The organism is Promicromonospora sp. AC04, assembly GCF_003058225.1.
GTDB lineage: Bacteria > Actinomycetota > Actinomycetes > Actinomycetales > Cellulomonadaceae > Promicromonospora.
This window is the reverse complement of the sequence record NZ_QBUG01000008.1, coordinates 126485-151600: the sequence shown is the minus strand read 5'-3', so window position 1 is coordinate 151600 and position 25116 is coordinate 126485. Positions and strand designations below refer to the sequence as shown.

19 protein-coding genes and 1 tRNA gene are annotated in these 25116 nt (G+C 72.1%); 7 read left to right on the top strand and 13 right to left on the bottom strand.

Translation table 11 applies throughout. The annotated features are described in order from the left end of the window. Positions 1 to 25: 25 nt before the first annotated feature. The 7 genes from C8K30_RS20710 to C8K30_RS20680 form a co-directional block, all read right to left on the bottom strand. Positions 26 to 1624 carry an FAD-dependent oxidoreductase gene (locus tag C8K30_RS20710; RefSeq protein ID WP_108494802.1) on the bottom strand — a complete coding sequence of 533 codons (1599 nt, stop codon included), beginning with the start codon at positions 1622 to 1624 and terminating at the stop codon, positions 26 to 28. Positions 1625 to 1772: 148 nt separating this feature from the next. After that, positions 1773 to 2846 (bottom strand): LacI family DNA-binding transcriptional regulator, encoded by a 1074-nt coding sequence (locus C8K30_RS20705; RefSeq protein ID WP_108494801.1) that lies wholly within the window; start codon positions 2844 to 2846, stop codon positions 1773 to 1775. Continuing rightward, positions 2843 to 3991, bottom strand: a complete 1149-nt coding sequence (locus C8K30_RS20700; protein WP_233257320.1) for an ABC transporter ATP-binding protein — start codon at positions 3989 to 3991, stop codon at positions 2843 to 2845. The genes C8K30_RS20705 and C8K30_RS20700 overlap by 4 nt, the downstream gene beginning before the upstream one ends. Beyond that, positions 3988 to 5175, bottom strand: a complete 1188-nt coding sequence (locus C8K30_RS20695) for an ABC transporter ATP-binding protein (RefSeq protein ID WP_108494800.1) — start codon at positions 5173 to 5175, stop codon at positions 3988 to 3990. Before C8K30_RS20695 ends, C8K30_RS20700 begins: the two co-directional genes overlap by 4 nt. Continuing rightward, a complete protein-coding gene (locus tag C8K30_RS20690; RefSeq protein ID WP_233257319.1) occupies positions 5175 to 6149 on the bottom strand; it encodes an ABC transporter permease in 975 nt (324 codons plus the stop codon). The genes C8K30_RS20695 and C8K30_RS20690 overlap by 1 nt, the downstream gene beginning before the upstream one ends. 5 nt (positions 6150 to 6154) lie before the next feature. Then, complete coding sequence (locus C8K30_RS20685; RefSeq protein ID WP_233257318.1) at positions 6155 to 7276, bottom strand: ABC transporter permease; 1122 nt, start codon at positions 7274 to 7276, stop codon at positions 6155 to 6157. Positions 7277 to 7278: 2 nt separating this feature from the next. Further along, complete coding sequence (locus C8K30_RS20680) at positions 7279 to 8940, bottom strand: ABC transporter substrate-binding protein (protein WP_233257317.1); 1662 nt, start codon at positions 8938 to 8940, stop codon at positions 7279 to 7281. 171 nt (positions 8941 to 9111) lie between these two features. On the opposite strand from C8K30_RS20680, the gene C8K30_RS20675 reads away from it, so the two are divergent. Further along, positions 9112 to 9696: a TetR family transcriptional regulator gene (locus C8K30_RS20675; RefSeq protein WP_108494798.1), complete on the top strand. Its 585-nt coding sequence runs from the start codon at positions 9112 to 9114 to the stop codon at positions 9694 to 9696. Positions 9697 to 9699: 3 nt separating this feature from the next. Here the strand turns inward: C8K30_RS20675 and C8K30_RS20670 are convergent, their stop codons facing one another. Further along, a complete protein-coding gene (locus C8K30_RS20670) occupies positions 9700 to 10581 on the bottom strand; it encodes an LLM class F420-dependent oxidoreductase (protein WP_108494797.1) in 882 nt (293 codons plus the stop codon). Positions 10582 to 10648: 67 nt separating this feature from the next. Further along, positions 10649 to 11683 (bottom strand): LacI family DNA-binding transcriptional regulator, encoded by a 1035-nt coding sequence (locus C8K30_RS20665; RefSeq protein ID WP_108494796.1) that lies wholly within the window; start codon positions 11681 to 11683, stop codon positions 10649 to 10651. Between the two features lie 165 nt (positions 11684 to 11848). On the opposite strand from C8K30_RS20665, the gene C8K30_RS20660 reads away from it, so the two are divergent. Together C8K30_RS20660 and C8K30_RS30425 are read left to right on the top strand one after the other, a co-directional pair. Continuing rightward, a complete protein-coding gene (locus C8K30_RS20660; protein ID WP_108494795.1) occupies positions 11849 to 14779 on the top strand; it encodes a CBM35 domain-containing protein in 2931 nt (976 codons plus the stop codon). A gap of 419 nt (positions 14780 to 15198) precedes the next feature. After that, on the top strand, positions 15199 to 15837 hold the full coding sequence (locus tag C8K30_RS30425; protein WP_146197543.1) for a hypothetical protein: 639 nt from the start codon (positions 15199 to 15201) through the stop codon (positions 15835 to 15837). A 230-nt stretch (positions 15838 to 16067) separates the two neighbouring features. On the opposite strand, the gene C8K30_RS20650 is transcribed toward C8K30_RS30425, so the two are convergent. Then, positions 16068 to 16691: a TetR/AcrR family transcriptional regulator gene (locus tag C8K30_RS20650; RefSeq protein ID WP_108494793.1), complete on the bottom strand. Its 624-nt coding sequence runs from the start codon at positions 16689 to 16691 to the stop codon at positions 16068 to 16070. Positions 16692 to 16859: 168 nt separating this feature from the next. Between C8K30_RS20650 and C8K30_RS20645 the strand changes: the two genes are divergently transcribed. After that, positions 16860 to 18752, top strand: coding sequence for an RICIN domain-containing protein (locus tag C8K30_RS20645; RefSeq protein ID WP_108494792.1), 1893 nt, complete (start codon positions 16860 to 16862; stop codon positions 18750 to 18752). Between the two features lie 35 nt (positions 18753 to 18787). Here C8K30_RS20645 and C8K30_RS20640 read toward each other — a convergent pair whose 3' ends face one another. Together C8K30_RS20640 and C8K30_RS20635 are read right to left on the bottom strand one after the other, a co-directional pair. Beyond that, positions 18788 to 19873, bottom strand: coding sequence for a Gfo/Idh/MocA family protein (locus C8K30_RS20640; protein WP_108494791.1), 1086 nt, complete (start codon positions 19871 to 19873; stop codon positions 18788 to 18790). After that, positions 19858 to 20565 (bottom strand): ThuA domain-containing protein, encoded by a 708-nt coding sequence (locus tag C8K30_RS20635; protein ID WP_108494790.1) that lies wholly within the window; start codon positions 20563 to 20565, stop codon positions 19858 to 19860. Before C8K30_RS20635 ends, C8K30_RS20640 begins: the two co-directional genes overlap by 16 nt. A gap of 131 nt (positions 20566 to 20696) precedes the next feature. Here C8K30_RS20635 and C8K30_RS20630 point away from each other — a divergent pair, with 131 nt between their 5' ends. Next, positions 20697 to 21737, top strand: a complete 1041-nt coding sequence (locus tag C8K30_RS20630) for a LacI family DNA-binding transcriptional regulator (protein ID WP_108494789.1) — start codon at positions 20697 to 20699, stop codon at positions 21735 to 21737. Between the two features lie 105 nt (positions 21738 to 21842). Here the strand turns inward: C8K30_RS20630 and C8K30_RS20625 are convergent, their stop codons facing one another. Next, positions 21843 to 23600, bottom strand: coding sequence for a DapH/DapD/GlmU-related protein (locus C8K30_RS20625; RefSeq protein ID WP_233257316.1), 1758 nt, complete (start codon positions 23598 to 23600; stop codon positions 21843 to 21845). Positions 23601 to 23896: 296 nt separating this feature from the next. Here C8K30_RS20625 and C8K30_RS20620 point away from each other — a divergent pair. Further along, positions 23897 to 23970, top strand: a tRNA-Pro gene (locus C8K30_RS20620). 279 nt (positions 23971 to 24249) lie between these two features. After that, positions 24250 to 24975: a group I intron-associated PD-(D/E)XK endonuclease gene (locus tag C8K30_RS20610; RefSeq protein ID WP_146197542.1), complete on the top strand. Its 726-nt coding sequence runs from the start codon at positions 24250 to 24252 to the stop codon at positions 24973 to 24975. Positions 24976 to 25116: the final 141 nt, after the last annotated feature.

Here is a 25116-nt window from a genome sequence, read left to right as displayed (position 1 = left end):
CACCTCCTCGGTCGCGGTGGGTGACTCAGTCGCGGTGGGTGCGGATGTCGTCGGGCCAGGCGAGCGTGATGCCGAGCGTGTCGCTCAGCAGCCGCTGGTAGTCGGCCAGGCGGGCGGGGTCGCTGCGCACCTTGCGCGGCGGCAGGCCACGGTCGAGGCAGAACGCGACGAGCGCGCCGACCGCCTCGCCGATCCCCCACTCCACGGGGTGCAGGCGGTAGCAGCCGTTGGTGACGTGCGTGGTGCCGATGTTCTTGCCCGCGGGCAGCAGGTTCTCCACCCGCACCGGGACGAGGGCGCCGAGCGGCACCTGGAACGGGTACGCCTCGATGTCGACGTAGCTGCGCCCGGCCGTGCTGGGGTGCAGGTCGATCCGGTACCGGCCCAGGCCCACGGCGTCAGGGAAGATCTCGCTCCCGGCGCCGGCCGGCCGGGCCAGCACGCCCACGTGCTGCTCGGTGACGGTCAGCTCCGCCCGGATGCGGCGGGCCTCGCGGATGTACGGGGTCTTGGCCAGGCCGTCCGGCGTCCCGGTGATGTCCGGCCGCAGCCGCAGCCCCGGGTACCCCGTACCGCCGTCGGGCCGGGGCGCCTCCGTCTGCAGCCAGTGCAGGAACGAGTACGAGAGGTCGCGGGCACCCGCGAGCGCCGCAGCGCGGGCCGCGTCGTCGACGCCGGGGCCGAGCAGGGGCGCCGCCCAGTAGTCGATCTGGGGCCAGTTCACGATGGTGACGTCGGCCATGGCGCCGTCGGCGAAGTTCTCGCGGGCCAGGACGCGGCGGAACGTCCACAGGGGGAAGGGTGCGCGGTGGGCGTGGTCGGGTTCGAAGAGGCGCCAGGTGCGCTGCTCCAGGGTGGTGGGCACGACGTCGTCGAAGGAGAGCTGCGGCCCCGGCCAGAACGGGGCGACGGCGGTACGCCAGTGGTCGTAGCCCGAGGGGCGGTCGACGGTGTGGTCCTCGCCGGGGCGGTGCTCCAGGGCGAAGCACCAGGACACGGCCTGCTGGTCCAGGGAGTCGGCGACTGCGGGGGCATGCGGCTCGCCGGTCTCGTCGCGGCCCTCGGCGCCGATGACGTGCTCGACGCCGGCGAGCTCCAGCAGGTCGCCGAGCTCGGTGGCGTCCACCACGTAGTCGGCCCAGACGGTTGTCTCGGCGCCGGTGCGCAGGTCGCGGACGGTGACGGCGTCGACCTCGTCGCCGGAGGTGTGGGCGGCGACCGCGTCGTGGCACAGCAGCAGGTCGATCTGCCCGCCGGCGCGCCACGGGGCGAGCATCTCCTCCAGGACGGCGGCGGCCACGCGCGGCTCGTGGCACATGCGGCTGACGATGCCGAGGCCGGGGTCGAGCAGGGGGTCGGCGGCGGCGCGCGGCGTCAGCGGGTAGTTGCGCCGGTAGTAGTCGCGCACGCGTTGGCGCAGCTCGGCGTACCCGGGCGGGGCGTAGCCGTCCTCGATCCAGGTGTGCTCGTCGGGCGGCACCGCCTGGGCGGTGAGCTGGCCGCCGAGCCAGTCGGTGGGTTCCGTGAGGACCACGCGGCGGCCCAGCCGGGCCGCCGTCAGCGCGGCGGCGACGCCGCCCAGCCCGCCGCCCACGACCAGCACGTCCGTCTTGCGCTCGCTCATGCGGTGCTCCCCCTCGTGTGTGTGGCCTTCGTGCGTGCAACCCCCGTGCGCGGGGACCTCGTGTGTGTGGCCTTCGTGCGCGCTGCCCTAGTGCGTGCAACCCCCGTGCGCGGACCCCTCGTGCGTGCAGCTGCCGTGCGCGCGGCCCTCATGCGCCGCGTCTGCCGCCCGGCGGAGCGGCGACGGTCTCGCCCGGGACGACGACGCACGGCACGAGCACGTCCGCAACGGGCCGTCCGGGCTCGTCGAGCATGTCGACGAGCGTGTCGATGGCGAGCCGGCCCACCTCGCGGCGCGGGATCTGCAGGCAGTCCCAGCGCACCGGCGCGTCGGGACCCACACCCTCCAGCACGGCGACGGACACGTCGCGCGGCACCTCGAGCCCGCGCGCGGCGAGCTGCTCGGCGAGCGGGTGCGCCAGCCACTCGGCGTCGGCGATCACGGCGGTGACCGCGCCGTCGGCAACGGCGTCGAGCCAGGCGGGGTCGAGCCCGCCGCCGTCGGCCGCGGCCGAGCCCGGGTCGCTGGGCGAGACGTCCCGCAGGCCGCGCCGCGCGACGGCGGACTCGTAGCCGCGCTGCCGGTCGGCGTACGACTCCTCCTCGATTCCGGTGCGCAGGTAGCCGATCCGCTGGTGCCCGAGGTCGGCCAGGTGGTCGACGATCGCGGCGGCGGCCGACTCGTAGTCGGGCACTATGCACGTGATGCGCGTGCCCGGCACCTCACGCCGTCCGATGTGCACGAACGGGTAGCCGTCGGCCTCCAGCCGGGCCAGCTCCGCGCGGTCGGCGGCGACGCCGAGCAGCACCGCGCCGTCGGCCACGTTGAGGCGGTTCACGCCGTCGCGGTAGACGCGGCGGCGCCCGTCGCTGCCGCCCGTGGAGGTGAACAGCACCAGGTCGTGGTCGATCTCCTCGGCCCGCTCCTCGATGCCGAGGAGGAACTCGAAGTAGAAGTCCTCGCGCGCCCGCGGGAACACGGCCTCGAACGTGTGCACGCCGAGCATGCGGTTGCGGCCGGTGCGGAGCTTGCGCGCCGTCGGGTTGGGCACGTAGCCCAGCTCCTTGATCGCCTCCTGGATGCGCCGGCGGGTGCTCTCCGGGATGCGGGCGGCGTCGGTGTCGCCGCCGATCACGCGGGACACGGCGGACTGCGAGACGCCGGCCAGCCGGGCGACGTCGGACTGGCGGGGCGCCCGGGCGCGGCGCGGGGTGGTGGTCACTGGGTCTCCTGGGTGGTGCGGGTGGCGGTCGGGGCGGCGGCAGGCTCCGCGAGCGCACCTGGCGCGACGGGCTCGACGCCCGCCCCGGGGCGGGCGAGCTCGCCGGCCCGGCCCTCCTGGTGCAGCCAGCAGCGGGCCCAGCGGCCGTCGCCGAGGTTGATGCGCTCCGGCGCCTGCGTGCGGCACACGTCCATGGCGAACGGACAGCGGGGATGGAACCGGCAGCCGGCCGGCGGGTCGATCAGGCTGGGCGGCTCGCCCAGGCTGTCCGCGTCGGCGTCGAACAGCGCCTCGCGGTCCCGCGCGCCCCGGCCGGGGTCGGGCGAGGACTCCACGAGCAGTCGGGTGTACGGGTGCTGAGGGTCGGCGATGACGTGCTCCTTCGGCCCGCCCTCGACCATCTCCCCGGCGTACATCACCACTATGTCGTCGCACAGGTAGCGGGCGCTGGCGATGTCGTGCGTGATGTAGAGCAGGGCGAGCCCGTCCTCGGTGCGCAGCCGGTCCAGCAGGTTGAGCATCTCCAGGCGGATCGACACGTCGAGCATCGAGATGGGCTCGTCGCCGAGCAGCACCTTGGGCTCAACGGCCAGGGCGCGGGCGATGACGACCCGCTGCCGCTGCCCGCCGGACAGCTCGTGCGGGAACTTGTCCACGAACTGCTCAACGGGCGTCAGGGCGACACGCTCCAGCAGCTCCCGCACCCGCCGGTCGAGCTCGGCCTTGCCGCGCACACCGTGGTGCAGCCTCAGAGGCCGCTCGATGTTGTGCCGCACCCGGTGCAGCGGGTTCAGGGAGCCGAACGGGTCCTGGAAGACGAGCTGCACGTCCCGGTGGTGGCCGCGCTCGACGCGCCCCCGGCGCTGCCGCACCGGCACGCCCTCCAGGCGGATCTCGCCGCTGGTAGGGGCGTAGAACCCCGCGAGCAGGCGCGCGAGCGTCGTCTTGCCGCTGCCGGACTCCCCCACCAGCGCCACGACCCGGCCGCGCGGCAGGGAGAGCGTCGCGCCCTCCACGGCGCGCACCACCGAGCGTGTGCCGACGGCGGACCGCACCGTGAAGTGCTTGGTGACGTCCACTGCCTCCAGCACCGGCGCGTCCGGCGCGGGCGTGCCGGGGGCGGACGGTGCGGGAGTGGTGGTCATCGTGCTCCTCCTTCGGTCCGGTGTTCGGCCCGGCGTTCGATCCCGTCTTCGATCCGGCGTTCGGCCCGGCCTTCGGTCCCGTCTGCGGTCCGGGCCGGCAGCCCGACGTCGGCCATGCCGCCGTCGGCCGCGTCGTACAGCCGGCAGGCGACGGCGTGCCCACCGGCGTCGACCAGCTCCGGGAGGTGCGTGTCGCACCCCTCGAACCGGAGCGCGCACCGCGGGTGGAACGGGCAGCCCGACGGCGGCCGGCGCAGGTCGGGCGGCGTGCCCGGGATCCCGGTCAGCCGGCGCAGGGGCGCCCGCAGCGGCGGGAACGAGTCGCGCAGCCCGCGGGTGTAGGGGTGGCGCGGGTCGTCGTAGATCTCGTCGGCGGTACCGAGCTCCACGACCCGCCCGGCGTACATGATGGCGATCCGGTCGGCAAGCTCCAGCAGGAGCGACAGGTCGTGCGTCACGAAGACGACGGCGAACCCCAGCTCTCGGCGCAGCCGCAGCACCTGGGCGAGGATCTGCCGCTGCATGACGACGTCGACCGCCGTCGTCGGCTCGTCCATCACCACCAGCTCGGGCCGGCAGGCGAGCGCCAGCGCAATGCTGGCCCGCTGTCGCATCCCGCCGGACAGCTCGTGGGGGTAGCTGCGCACTCGGTCCCCCGAGATGCCGACCGTGGCCAGCAGCTCCGCGGCGCGCGCCCACGCGGCGTCCCGGCTCAGGGACCGGTCGTGGGTGCGCAGCGCGTCGGCGAACTGGGCGCCGAGCCGCATCACGGGGTTGAGCGCGTCCATGGCGCTCTGCAGCACGATGGACAGCGAGGTCCAGCGCAGGGCCCGCAGCTCCTTCGGGCTCGCGGCGACCAGGTCGACGGCGGGTCCGCCGTCGCGCGGATGGAACACGATGCTCCCGGCGGTGGTGACCGCGGGCGGCCGCTGCAGGCGGGTCAGGGCCGTGATCAGGGTCGACTTCCCGGAACCCGACTCGCCCGCCACGCCGAGGATCTCCCCGCGGCGCAGCGTGAAGGTGACTTCCGCGCAGGCCCGCACCGGGTCGCCGTCGGTCACGTACTCCACGCCCAGGCCGGTGACCTCCAGGACGTCGCCGGACACGCTGCGCGCGCCGGTCAGGTTGATGCCGGTCCGGCCCGTGCCGGTCCGGTCCGCGTCGCGCACGATCTGGGTGACCATCAGGCATCACTCCCCACGGGGCTCTGGCCGACGACGCCGTCGGCACGGTCGGTGCTACCGGCACGGTCGGCGCTACCGGCGCTACCGGCGCTACCGGCACGATCCCGGGTGCGGCGCACCACGGAGCGCCGCACCGTACGCAGCTTCGGGTTGGACAGCTCGTCGACGCCGAAGTTCACGAGCGTCGCCGCCGTCGCGACCAGGGCGATGCACAGCCCCGGCGGGACGAACCACCACCACATCCCGCGCAGCACCGCGCTCTGCTGCTGGGCCGCCTGGATCATGGTGCCCCAGCTGATCGCGCCGGAGTCGGAGATCCCGAGGAAGGCGAGGCCCGCCTCGGCCATCACCCCGCCGATCACGCCCTGCAGGAACATCGCGGCGATCCACCCGGTGAGGTGCGGCAGCACCTCGTGGAAGAGCAGCCGGTGGTGCGGCTCGCCGAGGGTGCGCATCGCCAGCACGAAGTCCCGGTTGCTCACGCTCATGGCCTGCGCGCGGATGGTGCGGGCACCACCCGACCAGCCGAAGAAGCCGATGATCAGCGCGATCACCCACAGCCCCGTGCCCTGCATGTAGCCGGCGACGATGAGGATGAGCGGCAGCACCGGCATGACGATGAACAGGTTGGACAGGAAGTTCAGCCAGGAGTCGGTACGTCCGCCGAAGTACCCGGCCGGCAGCCCCACCAGGATCGCGAGCGCCGTGCCGATGACGGCCGACAGGAACCCGACGAACAGCGACCCGCGGGTGCCCTCGATGGTCTGGGCCAGCACGTCCTGGCCGAACTGGGTGGTGCCGAGCCAGTGCTCGGCGCTCGGCGGCAGGCCGATGGCGGTCAGGTCGTTGGCCCGGGGGTCGAGGCCGGGAACGCTGGCGGTGAGCCACGGCCCGAACAGGGCCAGGAGCACGAAGAAGGCGAGCACGGACAGGCCCGCGCGGACCTTCCAGCCTCTGAGCAGGTCTCTGCGCACGGCACTCACCCCGCTTCCCGGATGCGCGGGTCGAGCACCACGTACAGGGAGTCGGCCAGGAGGTTGGCCAGGAGCGTCGCGAGCGTCACGATGAGGAAGACCCCCTGCATCATCGGGTAGTCGCGCTTGTTGAGGGACTCGAACAGCAGGTAGCCGATGCCGGGATAGCTGAACACCGTCTCGGTCAGGAGCGCCCCGCCGATCACGCCGCCGAGCGCCATCGCGAAGCCGGTGAAGCTCGGCAGCATCGCGTTGCGCGCCGCGTAACGCAGGATGACGCGGCCCCGGGACAGGCCCTTGGCCTGGGCGAGCAGCACGTAGTCCTCGCGGACGGTGGTCACCGTCATGTTCCGCATGCCCAGCAGCCACCCGCCGAACGCCGAGAACACGATGGTCGCGGCGGGCAGCGCGCCGTAGTGCAGCACGGAGGCGAGGAACGGCAGGTTGAACCCCTCGGCGAGGTTGGCGTCGTAGCCGCCGGACAGGGGGAACCAGCCGAGCACGAACCCGAACACCCACAGGGCCAGCAGCGCGACCCAGAAGTACGGCACTGACGACAGGAACGCCGTCAGCGGCGTGAGGATCGAGTCGAGCCGGCTGCCGGCCTTCCAGCCGGCGATCACGCCGAGGCCGGTGCCGAGCACGAACGCCAGCACGGTGGTGGTCCCGACCAGCAGCAGGGTCCACGGCAGCGCCTCCAGGACGAGCTCGCTCACCGGCACGGGAAAGTTGACGACGGAGACGCCCAGGTCGAACCGCGCGAGCTGCCCGAGGTACTGGACGAACTGCTGGCCGAGGTTCTGGTCCGGGTCGCCGAAGATTCCCCGGATGCTCTCCAGGGTCTCCGGCGGCACCTGCTGCCCGCTGACCCGCTGCAGCTCCTCGACGATGGCCGACGACGGGTCGCCCGGCATCAGTCGCGGCAGCAGGAAGTTGAGCACTATCGCGGCCGCCGCGGCCGCGGCGTAGAAGCCGAGCCTGCGCAGCAGGAACCCCCAGCGCCGCACCGCCCGCACAGCACCGGGCACCCCGCGCCCCGGCCCGCCGCCCGCCGCTGCGCCGGCCGCCATTGCACCGCCCGCTGCTCCGCCGTCCCGGATCGCGGCGGCCGCCTCCGTCGTCGTCATGCTCAGCCTTCCGCCGGCTCGAGCGAGAGCAGCGTGAGGATGAGGTCCGGCCCCATCCCGACGAACGGGATGTGGTCGAAGTTGTCCGGCGTGGGCCAGCCCGACCAGCGGGTCGCGTTGATCTCGACGAAGTAGAAGTTGTCGTACAGCGGGCTGAACGGCACCTCGTCCACGACGAGCTCCTGCATCCGCAGGCCCAGCTCCTTGAGCTCGGCCTCGTCGTCGGTGCTCTCCATCGCCGTGATGATCTCGTCGGCCTCCGCGTTGGACCAGCGGCCCTGGTTGAGCGTCGCCTTCTCCCCAACTGGCACCACGAAGTCGCTGTCCAGGAAGTTGTACACGCCGTAGACGCCGGCGCCGCCCGTCGACGCCGCGGTGATGTCGAAGTCCCCTAGGTTCATCGCGTCGTAGTAGCCCGCGGTGGGCTGCCCGGCGGGCTTGACCTCGACGCCGAGGGTGTCGCGCCAGCCGTTGATGAGGATGTCGGCGTAGCTGCCCCACGCCCAGTCGTTGTTGAACAGGATGGTGGGCCGGTAGCTCTCGCCGTCCTTGACGAGCGCGCCGTCCTCGACGGTCCAGCCGCCGTCGGCCAGCTCGGCCAGCGCCCCCTCGGCGTCCACGGGCCAGGGCTCGACGAGCTCGGGATCGATCCAGTCGGCGTAGACCGTGGAGTTCAGCCCGGTGGGGCCGGCCTCGGTGCCGGGCCGCTGGAGCGTGGTGGTGATGGCCGAGCGGTCCATGGTCATGGCCAGGGCGCGCCGGACGTGGACGTCGTCGAACGGGGGCCGGCCGGCGTTGAACATCGCCGACATCGCGCCGCCGTTCGGGTAGAGCTGATAGAGGTTGTGCTCCGGGTCCTTGGCCGTGTACTCCTGCTCGCCGTTGGCCCACGAGCCCTGCGCGATGTCGATGTCGCCGCGCAGGAGCTGCGCCTTGGCGGCGTCCGCGCTGGTGGGGATGATCTTGTAGGTCGACATCGGCAGCTCGCCGCCCCAGTAGTCGTCCCGGGCGGTCAGCGTGACCTGCTGGGGCTTGAACTCCGCGAGGGTGAACGGGCCGGTGCCGACCGGCTCCGGGTTGGTCCAGGTGTTGAGGTCCTGGTCGCGCCAGATGTGCTCGGGCACCATCGGCAGCAGGATGTTGGCGAACTGCTTCACGGTCGCGAAGGCCGGCTCGGCGAACGTGACGGTGAACGTCAGGTCGTCGACCTTGTCGGCCTTGTCGTAGGTGACGCCCGCTATCGAGAACTCCGGCTGCTCGATGGGCAGGTTCAGGGAGAACACCGCGTCGTCGGCAGTGAACGGCTCGCCGTCCGAGAACGTTACGCCGTCACGCAGGTGGACGGTCAGCTCGGTGCCGGCGTCGTCGAACTCCCAGCTCTCCGCGAGCCAGGGCTCCACCACCGCGCCGTTGCTGTAGTCGATCCGCATGAGCGGCTCGTAGACCAGCTCCATGTTGGGTGCCTTGTCGATCGCGGGGCCCACCACGTTGTAGTTGTGGACGAACGTGGTGCCGCCGTCCGTCTTGCCGTAGATCATCGTGTCGTCGCGTCCGCCGGCGCCGCCTTCGTCGGACGGCGAGCCGCCCGCGCAGCCCGAGGTCAGCAAGGTGAGTCCAACGACCAGCGCTGAAACGCGCCGTCCGAACGATCGTGCGTGTCCCATGCCAGATCCCTTCCGCTTCGTCGAGGTGTGGATCGATGCTTCTGCTGCTCATACGTATGAGCAGTTCCCCGCAGCATTGCCAGGAGTTGCTCTTACGTATGACCGAGGAGATTAGGGGCGGTTCGGACACCCTGTCAACACCCAGATCGCCGCGAACGTTACGGTGTGCCGATGAGCAGCGGACAGTCCATACGGGAGCGGTCTCGGCGAGCCGTGCGCGACCAGATCAAGGCCGTCGCGATGCAGCTCTTCGTCGAGCAGGGGTTCGAGGCGACCACCATCGACCAGATCGCGGCGGCCGCCGGCATGTCCTCGCGCACCTTCTTCCGCTACTTCGCCACGAAGGAGGACGTCGTCATCGGCGACCCCCACGAGTTCGGCGCCAGCCTGCGCGACGCGCTCGAGCAACGCCCCGCGGACGAGCCGGCGCCCGACGCGCTGGTCCGGGCGCTCGACGCGTTCGTCGACCACGTCAGCGCCAACCCCGCCGCGGTAGGGATCTCCACGGTCATGCTCAGCACGCCGTCCCTGCGCGCCCGGCACATCGAGAAGCAGCGCGTCTGGGTCGAGCTTCTCCTCCCGGGGACCCTCGCGCGCCTCGGCGACATCCCGCACCCGAAGCTCGTCGCGACCGCCCTGATCACGTCCACCCTTACCGTGTTCGACGCCGCCTTCACCGCGTGGGCGGCCGAGAACGGACGGGACGACCTGCGCGAGCTCCTCGACACCGCGCTCGCCGCGGTCCGCGGCGCCTGAGGGTCAGACCTGGTTCAGCCGGGGCACGACGTCCTCGGCCAGGCTGGTCGCCCAGGGCACCGGGTTCTCGTACGGCGTCGGCATCAGGGCGACAAGGGTGATGCCCAGCGCCGCGTACCGCTCCATGTCCGTCAGGAACGCGTCCACGTCGCCCGTCGCGTTGCCCTGGTAGAGCATCGTCTTCTCGATCGCGTCGTAGTCGGTGCCGAGGCGGTCGCAGTGCGCGCGCAGCACCTCCAGCTTGTGCCGGACCGTCTCCAGCGCCTCGTCGCCCGGCGCGCCGAACAGGTTGCACGCCTGCCCGTACTGGGCCACCAGCCGCAGCGTCTTCTGCTCGCCGCCCCCGCCGATCATTACCGGGACGGTGCCGCGCGGCGGCTGCGGAAGGTTGATCGTCTCCGCGAGCTGGTAGTGCTTGCCGTCGAACGGTCCGTCGTCGTCCGACCACATCTGCCGGCAGATCTGGATGGTCTCCTCGAGCCGCTCGAACCGCTCCGCCGTCGGCGGGAACGGCACGCCGAGGCCCGCGTGCTCCCGGTCGTACCAGGCCGCCCCGATCCCCAGCAGCGCGCGGCCGCGCGAGAGCACGTCCAGCGTGGAGACCGTCTTGGCCAGCAGGCCGGGACGCCGGTAGGTGACACCCGTGACCAGCAGGCTCAGCCGGACGTTCTTCGTCACTCCGGCGAGGTAGCCCAGCGAGGTGTACCCCTCCAGCATCGGCTCGTGGGGACCCCCCGCGTGGAGCATCTGGAACCAGTGGTCCATCACCGTCAGCAGGTTCACACCGCCCTCGTCGGCGATCTGCGCGGTCTCGGTGAAGCGGTCGGCCAGCGTGGTCTCCCACTCCGGGTGCGTGAACGTGAAGTAGTGCAGTCCAAGGTCCATCTGTCGAGCCTATGGACAAACGCGGCACTTGTCACCTCATGACACGATTGTCGCTGCCTGACAGGGTTCAGGCCTGCGCCTGGCGGACGTCACGCGCCGGGGGCGCTACCGATCCGCGCTCGACGAGGCGCACGTCGAGCGAGACGGGGGCGCGCGGGCCCTGGCCGTGCTCGATCTCGTCGAGGATGATCCGCGACGCCTCGGCGACCTTCGCCGGCATGTTCTGCGCGATGGTGGTCAGGCCCGGGGTGGTGTACCCGGCGAAGTCGAGGTCGTCGAAGCCGATGACCGACACGTCACCGGGCACGGACCCGCCCGCCTCGGCGATGCCCGCCATGATCCCGACCGCGAGGTGGTCGGCGGTAGCGAACACGGCGGTCACCTCCGGGCGGTCGCGGCGCAGCCGGAGGCCGAGGCGGCGGCCGTCCTCGAAGGTCGTGAGCACCTCCTCGGTCACGATGTCGCGCGGGTCGAGCCCCGCGTCCAGGCAGGCGGCGCGGAAGCCGTCCCAGCGCTGCCCGACAACGCCCATGCCCTGGTAGGGCGGGCCGGCGAACAGCACGTGCCGGTGGCCGGCGTCGGCCAGGCGCGCGCCGGCGAGCCGGCCGCCGCGGTGGTCGTCGCTGCGCACGCCGATCGCCCGCGGGTTCGACGAGTAGCTGTCGATCGCGACGAGCGGCACCGAGCCGATGCTCAGCCGGTCGATCTGCGCATCGGTGAACTCGACGAGGACCACCCCGTCGAGCGACCAGCCGCGGATCGTCTGGGCCACCTGGTCCTCGTTCTCTATCCCCCGCAGCAGCACGTGGTAGCCACGGTGGCGCAGATGGGTCTCCATGCCCCCGACGACGGCGACGGTGTGCGGGCTGACCAGCAGGCTGTTGTTCTCCCCCACCGGCACGAGCGCCCCGACGATGTGCGAGCTGTTCGCCGCGAGGCTGCGGGCCGGGATGTTGGGCACATAGCCGAGCCGGGCGGCGATCGCGAGCACGCGCTCGATCGTCGCGGGCGAGACCCGGGCGCTCTTGCCGTTCATGACGTTCGAGACGGTCATCACGCTGACGCCGGCCTCGTCCGCGATGTCGCTGAGTCGTGCGGTCACGCGATCCTCCCCCGTCGGCGTCCGGCTCTCGCCGCATCCTAGGTCGCCCTTGACCGGACGGTCGGCACCCCCGTACCGTCTTGCGAAGTTTACCGCTAAACCTTCCCGGCTCCAGCCGGTCCGAGACCGCGGTGAACGGTGCGCATCCCGGTCGAAGGAGATCTCATGCCGCGCAGAACATCCACAGCCACCCGCACGTACCCGGCCTGGCGCAGAAGCCTCGCCCTGCTGGCGGCCGTCGCCGTCGCCGGCACCGCCCTCGTGGCCGCGAGCGCGGCCCCGGCCGGTGCCGCGACCGCCCGCTACCAGGCCGAGCAGGCCGCCCTGGCGGGTGGCGCGGTAGTGGCCACCGAGCACACCGGCTACACCGGCACCGGGTTCGTCGGCGGCTACACCGACGGCAACAAGGGCACCGCGACGACGACGTTCGCGGTGACTGCGGCGACGTCGGGCCCGCACACGCTGGGCCTGCGGTACGCCAACGGCACCGGCTCGGCCAAGACCCTCACCCTCCTGGTGGACGGCGCCGCCCAGCAGGTCACGCTCCAGCCGACGGCGAGCTGGAGCACCTGGGCGACCCAGAACGCCGTCGTCGCGCTGTCCACCGGCAGCCACTCGGTCGCGTACCGGTTCGGCAGCGCCGACTCCGGTAACGTGAACCTCGACAGCCTGGACGTCACCGACTCGGGTGGCACGAGCGGCGCCGACTACGGGCCGGGGCCGACGTTCGAGGCGGAGTCGGCCACCCTGGCCGGCGGTGCGACGGTCTCGACCGAGCACGCCGGGTACTCCGGCGCCGGGTTCGTCGGGGGCTACACCGACGCCAACGCCGGTTCGGCGTCGACCACCTTCAAGGTGCAGGTCACCGCGGCGGGCTCGAAGGACCTGACCTTCCGCTACGCGAACGGCACCGGCTCGGCCCGCACGCTGTCGCTGTACGACGGCGGCACCCGGCTCACCCAGCTCTCCCTGCCCGCGACCGCGGGCTGGGACCAGTGGGCCGCCGTCACGCACACCGCGACCCTGACCGCGGGCAACCACGACATCAGACTCGCCTACGACTCCGGCGACAACGGCAACGCGAACATCGACCGGCTCGACGTCACCGCGAACGTGCCCCCGCAGCCCGCGGGGCCGGGCGAGGCCGAGAGCGCCTACCGCTCCGGCGGCGCCGCCGTGGCCAGCTCGACCGGCGGCTTCACCGGGGCCGGCTACGTCGGCGGCTTCACCAGCGCGGGCGCGCGCCTCCTGCGTACGGTCCGGGCCGGTGCGGCCGGCACCGCGACCGCCACCATCACCTTTGCCACTCCCGGCGGGGCGCGCACGCTCGACCTGCTGGTCAACGGCCGCGTCACGGGCCAGGTGGCCTTCCCCTCGGGCAGCGGATGGCGCACGGTCACGTCGAACGTCCCGGTGCGGGCCGGCGTCAACACGGTGGGCGTCCGGGCCGCGGGCACCGGCGCCGACGTGCTGATCGACAGTCTCGTGGTCGCCGGCGAGACCGGTCTGGCCGCGCGTGGTGCGTCCGCGGCGTACCAGCAGTACGAGGCCGAGGCGGGGACGACGAACGGCACCAGGCTGGCGCCGTCGCGCACCTACGGGACGGTGCAGGCGGAGTCGAGCGGCCGCAGCGCCGTGCGGCTGGACGCGGTCGGCGAGAACGTGAACGTCGCGCTCATCGCCCCCGCGAGCGGGCTCGTCGTGCGCTACTCGATCCCCGACAACGCGACCGGCACCGGCCTGACCTCGCCCCTCGCGGTCTACGCCGACGGCGCGAAGCTGAAGGACGTCACGCTGAGCTCGGCCCACAGCTGGGTCTACGGGGCGTACCCGTTCTACAACGACCCGACGCTCGGCGCCGCCCACCGGTTCTACGACGAGCTGCGGTTCGACATCCCCGAGCAGCCGGCGGGGACGGTGATCACGCTGCAGAAGGACTCCGGCGCCGTCTCGCACATCGACGTCGACCTCGTCGAGGCCGAGCGGATTGCGCCCGCACTCACCGCGCCCGCCGGCGCGGTGTCGATCACGGCGCACGGCGCCACCCCTGGGGGTGGTGACGACACGGCGGCCATCACGGCGGCAGTGGCCGCCGCCCGCGCGGCAGGCGTGCCGGTCTGGATCCCCGCGGGCACCTTCCACGTGAACAACGCGATCCAGGTGTCGGGCGTGGCGATCTTCGGCGCGGGCCCGTGGCACTCGGTCGTCGCGGGCACCGGCCGGGCCGGCGGCTTCTACGCGACCGGCGGCGGCGTCACCATCGCCGACGTCGCGATCCTCGGATCGGCCACCGTGCGCGACGATGCGAACGGTCAGGCCGCGATCGAGGGCGACTTCACGGGCGAGACGCTGCTGCAGAACATCTGGATGCAGCACACCAAGGTGGGGCTCTGGGTGCGGCCGGGCTCCCGGGACGTGCTCGCGGTCGGCCTGCGCGTCCGCGACACGTACGCCGACGGCGTGAACCTCCGTTCGGGCGTGACCAACACGCAGGTGACCCAGTCGACGTTCCGGAACACCGGCGACGACTCGCTGGCGATGTGGTCGGACGGCGCCGCCGTGAGCGGCAGCGTGTTCTCGTTCAACACGGTCCAGGCGCCGGCGCTGGCCAACGGCCTGGCGGTGTACGGCGGCGGAGGGGGCAACCGCGTCGAGGACAACCTCGTGGCCGACACCGTCAACGCTGCGGCCGGGATCGCAATCAGCACCCGGTTCGGGGTGCCGTTCACTGGCACGACGACGGTGCAGCGCAACACGCTCACCCGGACCGGCAGCCGCGAGCCCAACTGGCCGGCCGAGCTCGGCGCGCTGTGGATCTACGCCGACGTGCACGCCATCGACGCGCCCATAGTGGTGCGCGACATCACCATCGAGGACAGCACCTACGCGGGCGTCCTCATGTCGTGGCAGAAGTCGATCCAGCAGGTCAGCTTCGACCGGGTCGCCGTCACCGGCTCGGGCACCTACGGCATCGAGCTCCACGCGGCGGGGAGCGCGACGTTCGCGAACACGACTGTGTCAGGCTCGGGAACGGCGGGGCTGCTCAACGACATGGGCTTCGTCCTCAACCGCCTGGGCGGTAACTCGGGGTTCTAGTCCGCGGCCTGCGACCGCGGGTCTGCCCCGTCCGCCGATCCGGCCGAACCGCAACCTGCTTGTCCGCTGACCCGCCTAACCGCAGGTTGGTGGTCCGCCGGCCCGCCGAACCGCAGGTTCGTCGTCCGCCAGCCCGCCGAACCGCAAGTTCGTGGTCCACCAGCCCGCCGAACCGCAAGTTCGTCGTCCGCCAGCCCGCCGAACCGCAAGTTCGTGGTCCGCCAGCCCGCCGAACCGCAAATTCGTGGTCCGCCAGCCCGCCGAACCGCAACCTGCGGGTCCACCAGTTCGCCGAACCGAAGCGACACGCCGAATTCTCGCGGTGCGCCGGCGTGTCGTTTCGGTTCGGCGAAGGGGCGCGCGATCAACCTGCGGTTCGAGGCAACCTCGTGTTCATCCCGACCCGGCACGCTGGTCCGATGACGTCTCGCCGACTCCTCCCGACGCGGCTCCGCCCGGCACAACCAGCACGCACACCACACCCGGCCCACCCGGCGGACACACCACACCCGGCCCACCCCGCGAACACACCACACCCGGCCGACCCGGCCCACCTGGCGCGCCCGGCACGCCCGGCCCACCCGGGTGTGCGCCGCGCCGCCTGGCTCGTGACCGCCGGCCTCGTCGTCGGACTCGTGACTGCCTGCTCGACGCCGCCGCCGTCGGGTGCCGTCCCCGCCAGGCCGGCGGGCGTGGAGGCCCCGGACGAGTACGCGTTCGGGGACGACGTGGCGGCCCGTGACCTGCGCGCCTGGGGACCCGTCTACGACGCGCTCGTCGAGGAGGTCGACGAGGAGCGGCTGCGTAACCTCCCGCTCGTCCTGGACGCCGACGTCGACGTGGCGGAGGTGCGTGACGCCTACCAGAGCGAGCTCGTGGGCGTCCGTGGGTGGGACGCGATGCCGGAGCAGCCGACGGTGGACGACGCGTGGGCACAAGGCTGGACCAGCCCCGACGGGCAGGACGCGCTCGTGCTGGTCGGCCTCGAACCCCGGTCGGGGGAGACGCACGTGCCGCTGACCGTCCTGACGACGCTGCCCGACGAGGGGGCCGCCTGAGGAACCCGGATCCGGACCGGACGCCGGACCGGACCCCGACCCCGACCCGGGCCCGGGCCCAGCTCTTGGCCCAGCCACGCCGGGCTTGGCCCAGCCACGCCGGGCTTGACCCAGCCACGCCCGACTCGACCCACCCACGCCGGGTTCGACCCAGCCCCGCCCGACTCAGCTCAGCCCCGCCCGACTCGACCCAGCCCCGCCCGACACGACCCAGCCCCGCCCGACTCAGGTCAGTGCGTAGCCGCCGGCGGCAGGTCGCGGCCGATCAGCCGCACGATCGCTACCTCGGTGGCCGCAGCCATGTCGACCGAGCCGGGCTCCAGCAGCCACTGGAGCTGCAGGCCGTCCATGGTCGCGATGATCACCCGGGCGGTCGTCCCGGTGTCGACGTCCGCCGCCACCTCCCCCGCGGCCTGTGCTTCGTCGAGCGCCTCGACGACGAGGACGCGCAGCCCTTGGTAGCGGTCGCGGAACCAGTCCTGCGCGGGGTGTTTCGCGGTCACGCTCTCCGCCGCGAGCACGGTGTAGAGCCGCACGATCCCCTCGCGCCCGGTGTTGCGCCGTGTCGTCTCGACCAGGTGGCGCAGGAATGCCAGGCCGCGGGGTCGCTCGCTGCCGAGCTCCTCGATGTCCGTCGAGTCCCGCAGGTCGAGCACGCCGGTGAGCAGGCCCGCCTTGGACGAGAAGTAGTGCAGCACGCCGGCCTGGGTCAGCCCGACCCGGTCCGCGATCTCGGCCAACGACGCGCTCTGGTAGCCGCGTTCCGCGAACGTCTCCATGGCGATGCGCAGGATCTCCGCGCGGCGCTCCGCGGGAGGACGCCGGACCCTGGGTCCCCCGGCTACACGTGTCATCCGAGCGAGTCTACGGACCCGTCCGGCGCGGCCCGCACGACGGTCCGCACGGCAGTCCGCCCAGCCGCCCGCACCCCCGGCGTCGTCCTACGGGTATCCACTACCTACCGAGCACTTGGTAAGTAGGGGTACGCTCGGCCGCAAAACCCACCCATCGAGGGAGTCGCAATGACGCGTACCACCCGCACCGGGTCCGTCCGGCTGTCGCTCGCCACGCTGAGCATCCTGGCCGTTGGCGCCGCCGGGATCGGTCCGGCCGCCGGACCGGCCGCCGCCGCTCCGACCAGTGCCCACGTCTGGGTCACCACCGCCGACAGCAGCCGCAAGCTGGCCGACGGCGGAGACGTGCCCTTCAACACCAGCCCGCAGGCGGTCGACATCCGCGTGGACCCGGGCCAGGTCGCCCAGCGCTTCACCGGCGCAGGCGCCTCCGTCACCGAGGCGTCGGCCTCGCTCATCAACGACCTGCCCGCGGCGACCCGCGACAGCCTGTTGCGGTCGCTGTTCTCGCGCGCGGGCGACGGCATAGGCCTGAACTACCTGCGCCAGCCGCTCGGCAGCACCGACTTCAACTCGGGCGGCTTCTACACCTACGAGGACACGCAGGGTCAGTTCAGCATCGCCCGTGACCAGCAGGAGATCCTGCCCGTCCTGCGGCAGGCGGTAGCGATCAACCCCGGTATCCGCTTCATGGGCAGCCCGTGGTCCCCGCCGGCCTGGATGAAGACCGGCGGCTCGCTGAACGGCGGCAGCCTGCGCGCCGAGAACTACGACGAGTACGCCGACTACCTGGTCCGGACGATCCAGGCGTACGCGCAGCAGGGTGTGACGCTCAGCGACCTCACGGTCCAGAACGAGCCGCTCTTCGCCACGAGCTACCCTTCGATGAGCATGTCGGCGGCCGAGCAGGCGGAGTTCTTCCGGGTGCTCGACGCCCGGCTGACCAGCGCCGGCCTGGGCACCCAGATCTTCGCCTACGACCACAACTGGGACCGGCCCGACTACCCGCTGGAGGTCTTCAACGGCACCCAGGGCATCTCCCGCGTCGTCGGCGCCGCCTTCCACTGCTACGGCGGCTCCCCTGAGGCGCAGGCCCAGGTCGTGGCGGCCGGCAAGCGCGTCTACTTCACCGAGTGCTCCGGCACGGACAGCGACAATGCGGCGAACACCTTCGGCGACACGCTCGTCTGGCACGCGGAGAACCTCGTGGTGCGCAACATGCGCAACGGCGGCGAGACGGTCATCAACTGGAACCTCGCGCTCGACCAGAACGGCGGACCGCACCAGGGCCACTGCACCACCCGCTGCAACGGCGTCGTCGAGATCGCCGGGAGCACGGTCACCCGCAACGCGGAGTTCTACGTGCTGGGCCACCTCAGCAAGTTCGTCGACGCCGGCGCCCGCCGCATCGGCTCGACCAGCGAGGCGTCCGGCGGGCTCCAGAACGTCGTCTTCCAGAACCCGGACGGCACCCGCGTCGCGTTCGTCGTGAACGCCTCGTCCGGGAGCCGGACGTTCTCGATCACCGACGAGGGCCGCTCCCTCACCCACACCCTGCCCGGCCGGGCCGTCGCCACGTACACGTGGGACCCGCAGTCGACCACTACCCCCGCCGACCCGGACCCGGCCTCCTGGTACCAGGTCGTCTCGTCGGCGAGCGGCAAGTGCCTCGACGCCGTCGGCTGGGGCACCACCGACGGCACCGGCCTGCAGCAGTGGACCTGCGGCGACGCCGGCCAGGCCAACCAGCGCTGGCGCTTCACCCCCACCACTGACGGCTACTACCAGGTGCTCAACCAGCACGCCGGCAAGGTCTGGGACGTCGACGGCGGCCCGGGCGCCGTCGCCAACGGGGCCGCCGTCCACCTCTGGTCCTACGTGGGCGGCGCCAACCAGCAGTGGCGCCCGACGGCGACGAGCGGCGCGCTGAGCTTCACCGCCCGGCACAGCGGGTCGTGCCTGACGCTCGGCTCGGCAATCGGAGCCAACGGGACCCGGCTCACCCAGCAGCCGTGCACCGGCGCGGCCACGCAGACCTTCCGGCTCGCCCGGGTCGGCTGACCCCTGCCAGTGAGCCCCTGGCAGGGGTCAGGGGCTCACTGCGGCGCGTCCGACAGCGGGACGGCCGCCGGCCGGTCGCACCTGCTCTCGACGGTGACCGTCGTGCCGCTGTCGGCAGCCGCGAGGAGCGCCGTCATGATGTCGAGCACGTGGTACGCGACGTCGCCGTTCGCCCGTGCGGTCTCCCCCGCCGGGGTGACCGCGAGGTCGGCGACGCCGTACCCGCGCCCCGCGTCTCGGTACCCGGCGCTCGGGGCGAGCGTCTGCCACTCCCCGCCCAGCTCGTGCAGCCGCACGTCGCCGTCGAACCCGTTCGGATCGGGCACCACCAGCGATCCCGTCCGGCCGTGGACCTCGATGTTCGAGGCCCGGGTGGCGACGGAGTCGAAGCTCATCACGAGGGTCGACAACGCACCGGACTCGTGCCGCAGCACCCCCGTCACGTGCGTGTCGACGTCGACCGGGATGACCTCCCCCGCCCGCGGACCGGACCCGATCACGCGCGTCGCCCGGGTGTGGCTCGCGGCTCCGACGACCGACGCGACCGGGCCGAGCAGGGTGACCAGCGCGGTCACGTAGTACGGGCCCATGTCCAGCAGCGGGCCGCCGCCCGGCTGGTAGTAGAAGTCGGGGTTCGGGTGCCAGCGCTCGTGACCGGGTGTCATCATCGTCGCGGTCGCCGCGATCGGCTCCCCGATCGCGCCGTCGTCGATCGCCTTCCGCGCCGTCTGCACGCCCGTGCCGAGCACGGTGTCCGGCGCGCAGCCCACCCGCACCCCGGCCGCACGGCCCGCCTCGACCACGGCCCGGGCGTCCTCGAGCGTGGCCGCGAGCGGCTTCTCGCCGTACACGGCCTTGCCCGCGGCGATCGCCTGCAGGGCGATCTCGGCGTGGGCGGCCGGGATCGTCAGGTTCAGCACCAGATCGACCTCGTCGTCCGTGATCAGCTCGTCGACCGTCAGCGCGCGCACGCCCTGCTCCGCGGCGACCGACGCCGCCCGGGCCGCGTCGAGGTCGGCGACCGCGACGAGCCGGACTGCCTCCAGCCGCTCGAACGTCGACAGGTACTGGCCGGAGATCGCCCCGACACCGACGATCCCGACTCTCAGCGGCTGGCCCACAGGATGCCCCTCTCGACGATGGTGCGAACGTTCGGGTTGCTGACGGTGGCGAGGTCGTGGCCCGGCGTCGCGACGAAGACGCGGCCCTCGCCCCACAGGCGGGTCCAGACCGCCGGGCACGTGACCGGCCGGTGCCAGGGCTGGAAGTCGGGCGCGGCGAGCGTCGTGGTCGCGAGCACGTCGTTGTAGTCGTCCGAGAGCACCCAGTACTGCTCGGTCGTCAGCTCGAAGTCGGTGATCCCGGCGACGATCGGGTGGTCGGCCTGCTCGGGCACGATGTCGATCGTGTGCCGCACGAAGTTGTCGGTGGCGTCGCCCGCCAGCTCGTCGGGCGCCGCCTTCGCGGGGTGCGTGGCGAACTGCCCGCCGATCAGCTGCAGGTAGTCCGAGCTGTTCCGGTACGAGTCGGCGATGCCGCCGTGCCATCCCGCGAGGCCCGCGCCACCCCGCACCGCGGCGATGAGCCCGCGCAGCTCGTCGCCGGCGATCGTGTTCATCGTGTTGGTCTGGATGACGACGTCGACGCCGGCCATGTACTCGGGGTCCGTGTAGACGGTCGTCTCGTCCTCGATGCGCACGTCGTACCCGTGCTCGCCCAGGAACGGGAGGAACGAGTCGGTGGTCTCGACGGGCTGGTGTCCGTCCCATCCTCCGCGCACGATCAGCGCTTGCTTCGTCTTCGAAGTTGTCATGTCCTGCTCTCCCAGAGTTGCGCAACATACTGGCAACTGCGACGTTGCTTCCCTTTGATACATGACGGGTCGCGAGAGTTCAAGGCCCAAATAGTTGCGCAACTTCTGGCGCTCCGGCTAGCGTCGCCCGCATGCCGAACACACGCCGGACCACGCTGGCGGACGTCGCGAGAGCGGCGGGCACGACGGTGCCCACCGTCTCGAAGGTCCTGAGCGGCCGGTCGGACGTCTCCACCGAGACCCGTGCGCGCGTGATGCGGATCGTCGCGGAGCTCGGGTACCGCGGCCGGTCCGGGCGTGACGCGCCGGCGCGCGGCGGGCGGTCCCCGTTCGTCGACCTCGTGCTCAGCGGCGTCGAGGGCAACTGGGCGAACCGCGCGCTCAGCGGCGTCGAGCGCGCCGCCGAGGGGGCCGGCGTCGACATCGTCGTCTCCGTGGCCCGGCCGCCCGACGACGCCTGGCTCACCCGGCTGCTCGCCCGCCGGCTGCGCGGCGCCGTGCTCGCGCTGGTCGACACCACGAGCGAACAGCTCGCGACGCTGGCCGCCGCCCACGTGCCGATAGTGCTGCTCGACCCCGTCACCCAGCCGCCGAGCACCGTCGCCAGCGTGGGGGCCGCGAACTGGGCCGGCGGGCGGGCGGCGGCGGAGCACCTCCTCGCGCTCGGCCACCGGCACCTCGCCGTGCTCGCCGGACGCCGCACGCATCTCTACAGCCAGGCCCGGGTCGACGGGTTCCGGTCCGCCGTCACGCAGGCCGGCCTCGAGCTGCCGGACAGCCGGGTCGCGCACACCGGCTGGAACCGCGCGGGCGCCGCCGAGCTGGCGACGGAGCTGCTGCGGGCCACCCCGGTGCCGACCGCGGTCTTCGCCTGTTCCGACACCATCGCGCTCGGTGTGTACGACGCCGCGACCGCTCTCGGCCTCCGGATCCCCGACGACGTGAGCGTGGTCGGCTTCGACGACCTGCCGGAGGCGCAGTGGGTCAGCCCCGCGCTGACCACCGTGCACCAGCCCATCGCGGAGATGGGCGCGGCCGCGCTGCGGATGCTGCTGCGGATCAGCGCCGACCCGCCCCGCGAGGCGCCGCGTGAGGAGCTCGCCACGCGGCTCGTCGTCCGCGGGTCGACGGCGGCCGCTGCCGCCGTCGACCGGGACGAGGGCCGGAGCTAGGCCGTCACGGCCTCCGTGCACCGGGACGAGGGCCGGAGCTCGGAGCTAGGCCGTCGCTGCCTCCGTGCACCGGGACGAGGGCCGGATCTCGGAGCCAGGCCGTCGCTACCTTGGCCCGCCGTCGGGTCGGCGCGGGGCGTCGACGGGCGCCAGCCGGACGAGCGGGTCCGGGCTGTGCACGCCGCGCGGCCGGTAGCCCAGGGCATCGGAGAGGCCGAGGTAGTCGGCCAGGTGCCAGACGATGCTCAGCCACATCTCGGTGCCCTGGAGCCCGGCGACGCCGTCGGGCCCGGCGCTGTGGGGGGCGAAGGCGAAGCCCTCGCCGTCCGACCAGTTCCGGAGCGCTTGCCGCAGCTGGCCCTGGGCCCAGGCCGCGCCCTCGGTCCGGCGGTGCCCGGACTGCTTGGCGGCCAGCCACAGGGGATGGACGACGTCGAGGACGTTGCAGGCGGTGTATCCCTCCGGCGTGCCGAGGTGCAGATCGCTCGCGTGCTCCAGCACCGTGTCGATAGCTGCCTCGGGATAGGGCAGCGGCAGCCCGAGCTGGGCGTACGAGCCGCGGGTCAGCCGGTAGAACCCGTTCACGGCCTGCAGCCAGCGCGGCGCGGGCGCGGGCTCCGGTGCGCCCCACAGGCCCGTCTCGGGGTTCGCCCGGGCGGACAGCCAGCCCATCAGCCCGTACAGCGGGCCGACGCCGCTGTCGCCGAGCTCCGCGGAGAAGTCGGCGATGTTGAGCGCGCACGCGGTGGCGAGCGAGTCGACGGCGGCGCCGCTCCCCCAGGCCTGGGCGCCCCAGTCGCGCGCTTCGAGAGAGGCGATGACCTCGCGGTCGCTCAGCTCGTGCACCGCGCGGACGGGATACGGGAGCCGCCCGCCGAGCAGCCGGACCGCGTAGCCGACGCTGAGGATGTGATAGCTCGCGCTGCCGTCCGCGGAGGCCGGCGGCTCGTCCGACGTCGGCGGTTGCGTCAGGCCGTGGTCGGAGATGTCGCCCGCCGGGATGAGCCCGGTCGCCGGGTCCTGCCGGGCGGTTAGCCGCCGGATCAGGTCCGCGGCGTCGAATCCTGGTGGTGGGGTGCCGAGCAGGAGATCGGCGATCTCGACGGCGTCCGCCCACGGGCGGATGGCCGGCTCTCGCTCTCCCGCGGACGCCGACGGACGGTCGACGAACCGGCCGTCCTCGTAGCAGCGGGCCAGCAGGTCGCCGGCCTGTTCGCGGGCTCTCGCCGCGAAGGCCTGGAGCTCTGCCGCAAGATCGTGTTCCCGGGTGGCCTCGGTCTCCGCGCCGTGGTCACGCTCGGCGCGCCGGTCGCGGATGACGCGCGCCGGGTTGCCCGCGACGACGGCCCAGGCGGGCACGTCCTTCGTGACGACGGCTGCAGCGCCGATGATGACGTGGTCGCCGACCGTGACCCCATCGAGGATCGTGGCGTTCGAGCCGATCCACACGTCGTCCCCGAGCGTGATGCCCTTGCTCCAGGTGCCCTGCTCGTGGATCGGCAGGTCGTTGGCCATCCGGTGGTTGAAGCCGAGGATCGAGCTGTGCGCGCCGATCCGGACGCCGTCTCCCATCCGGATCTCGCCGCGGACCACGGCGTAGGGGTTGATCGAGCAGTCCGCGCCGATCGTCAGGTCGCCCGTGACGTAGGCGAGGGCGCCGATGTAGCTGCGATCGCCGATGGTGAGCCGGTCGCAGAAGACCGCTGCGTTCTGGGCGACGAAGACGCCGTCGCCGAACTGCGCCCCGTGCGCGGCCAGCTCTCCCTGACGGATCGCCTGCGCCTCGGCCTCCGGGGACGTCGGGTCGTACTCCCAGGGAAAGTAGTCGATGCGTCGGACGCCGTCGGCCGGTGAGTGATGCACGGCGTCAACCCTATCTGCGTGGTCTGCACCGAGGTGCGGACAATCCGACGACCGGTCTCGTCCCGGACGCATCAGGAAATGACTACACCCGCCGAGTAGGTTGCTGACAGTAGACAACGTCTACTCTCGGCAACTGGACCGACGCCGACGACCACGCCCCGCGCGGCAACCTGTGATCTGCGGCAGGGGTGGTGGTTCGCACAGCCCGTGGTCGGGCACGAGGCCGGAGGTGGGGTAGTATTTCCGTCGGCCCCAAGGGGCCAAAACCGGTAGTGTCGAGCATGCTCGGAACACCGCGGGCTGTGGCGCAGCTTGGTAGCGCACCTGACTGGGGGTCAGGGGGTCGCAGGTTCAAATCCTGTCAGCCCGACAGTGTGATGTCGCAGGACATCGGAATGGCCTGAACCTACGGATCGTAGGTTCAGGCCATTCGTCATTTCCGGGTTGGTCCGGGTGGGCGGCCTGTGCCCTGGTAGATCCGGGTGGGGTCGAGGACGAGCTCGCGCAGGATCTCGCCGGTGGCGGCGTCGATGATCTGGATGTTGAGGTCTTCGGCCAGGATCAGGACGTAGGTTCCGGCGTAGGTTCGTCCGATCTCGATGTGGTGCAGGCGGGTCTCACTGTCAGAGGGGCGCCGTACGGTTGCGACATGGCAGGCGCGCGAACCTACACCGACGAGCATCTTGTGAGCGCTGTCGCCACATCGAAGAGCTGGCGAGGAGTGCTGCGTGAGTTGGGGCTCGTCACATCCTCATCCGGAACTATGAGATCGGTGCGTGCTGAGGCAGATCGTCTTGGTCTGGACTACACGCATTTTGTCGGGCAGCGCCGTTGGACCGACGCCGAAATTCGCGCTGCTGTCGCCGAAGCGGACTCGTGGACCGCAGTGGCCACGCGCCTGGGCGTTGAGAGCGACGCCGGCGTCGCCCTGATCAAGGGGCATGCCGCGCGAATCTGCGCGGATACGACACATCTCCCGACGACGAGTCGGGCTTCGGACGCCAGCAGAATGGCACCGACGCTCGCTCATCTCGATCATGCGGGTCCTGCCCTCGCGGCCGCGTGGTTCATGTTGTGCGGCAACGATGTCTCGTGGCCGCTTGAGCCCAGCAGATACGATCTACTCGTCTCCACGGTTACGGGCATCCGCCGTGTGCAGGTGAAGACAACGAGGACTCGCGCCGGCGACAGCTGGAAGGTATATCTCTCGACCACGCGGGGTGAGCGCCGAACGTACGACCCCGACGAGATCGATGACTTCTTTATTATCGACGGAGACCTCAATTACTACTTGATCCCGGTTGCTGTCGTGGGCGGCCTCCATGCGATACACCTCAATGCGTACGGACGATATCGCCAGGTCTCTGTGATCTGAGTGGAGGCAGGCCCCGCTGCGAGCCGTATGGGACGGGGTGCGCCGGGTGGCCCGGCGCACCCCGGGGATGGTTTCTCTTCCGCTGCGGCGATGTGCCCGGCATGGGCGAGCGTGCCATCGATGTCGAGCGCCACCAGGTGT

Bases quoted from the DNA above. Each gene is read 5' to 3' on its own strand.
- C8K30_RS20710 (WP_108494802.1), bottom strand. From the start codon at position 1,624: ATGAGCGAGCGCAAGACGGACGTGCTGGTCGTGGGCGGCGGGCTGGGC.
- C8K30_RS20700 (WP_233257320.1), bottom strand. From the start codon at position 3,991: ATGACCACCACTCCCGCACCGTCCGCCCCCGGCACGCCCGCGCCGGAC.
- C8K30_RS20695 (WP_108494800.1), bottom strand. From the start codon at position 5,175: ATGGTCACCCAGATCGTGCGCGACGCGGACCGGACCGGCACGGGCCGG.
- C8K30_RS20685 (WP_233257318.1), bottom strand. From the start codon at position 7,276: ATGACGACGACGGAGGCGGCCGCCGCGATCCGGGACGGCGGAGCAGCG.
- C8K30_RS20680 (WP_233257317.1), bottom strand. From the start codon at position 8,940: ATGGGACACGCACGATCGTTCGGACGGCGCGTTTCAGCGCTGGTCGTT.
- C8K30_RS20675 (WP_108494798.1), top strand. From the start codon at position 9,112: ATGAGCAGCGGACAGTCCATACGGGAGCGGTCTCGGCGAGCCGTGCGC.
- C8K30_RS20670 (WP_108494797.1), bottom strand. From the start codon at position 10,581: ATGGACCTTGGACTGCACTACTTCACGTTCACGCACCCGGAGTGGGAG.
- C8K30_RS20660 (WP_108494795.1), top strand. From the start codon at position 11,849: ATGCCGCGCAGAACATCCACAGCCACCCGCACGTACCCGGCCTGGCGC.
- C8K30_RS30425 (WP_146197543.1), top strand. From the start codon at position 15,199: ATGACGTCTCGCCGACTCCTCCCGACGCGGCTCCGCCCGGCACAACCA.
- C8K30_RS20650 (WP_108494793.1), bottom strand. From the start codon at position 16,691: ATGACACGTGTAGCCGGGGGACCCAGGGTCCGGCGTCCTCCCGCGGAG.
- C8K30_RS20645 (WP_108494792.1), top strand. From the start codon at position 16,860: ATGACGCGTACCACCCGCACCGGGTCCGTCCGGCTGTCGCTCGCCACG.
- C8K30_RS20635 (WP_108494790.1), bottom strand. From the start codon at position 20,565: ATGACAACTTCGAAGACGAAGCAAGCGCTGATCGTGCGCGGAGGATGG.
- C8K30_RS20630 (WP_108494789.1), top strand. From the start codon at position 20,697: ATGCCGAACACACGCCGGACCACGCTGGCGGACGTCGCGAGAGCGGCG.
- C8K30_RS20610 (WP_146197542.1), top strand. From the start codon at position 24,250: ATGGCAGGCGCGCGAACCTACACCGACGAGCATCTTGTGAGCGCTGTC.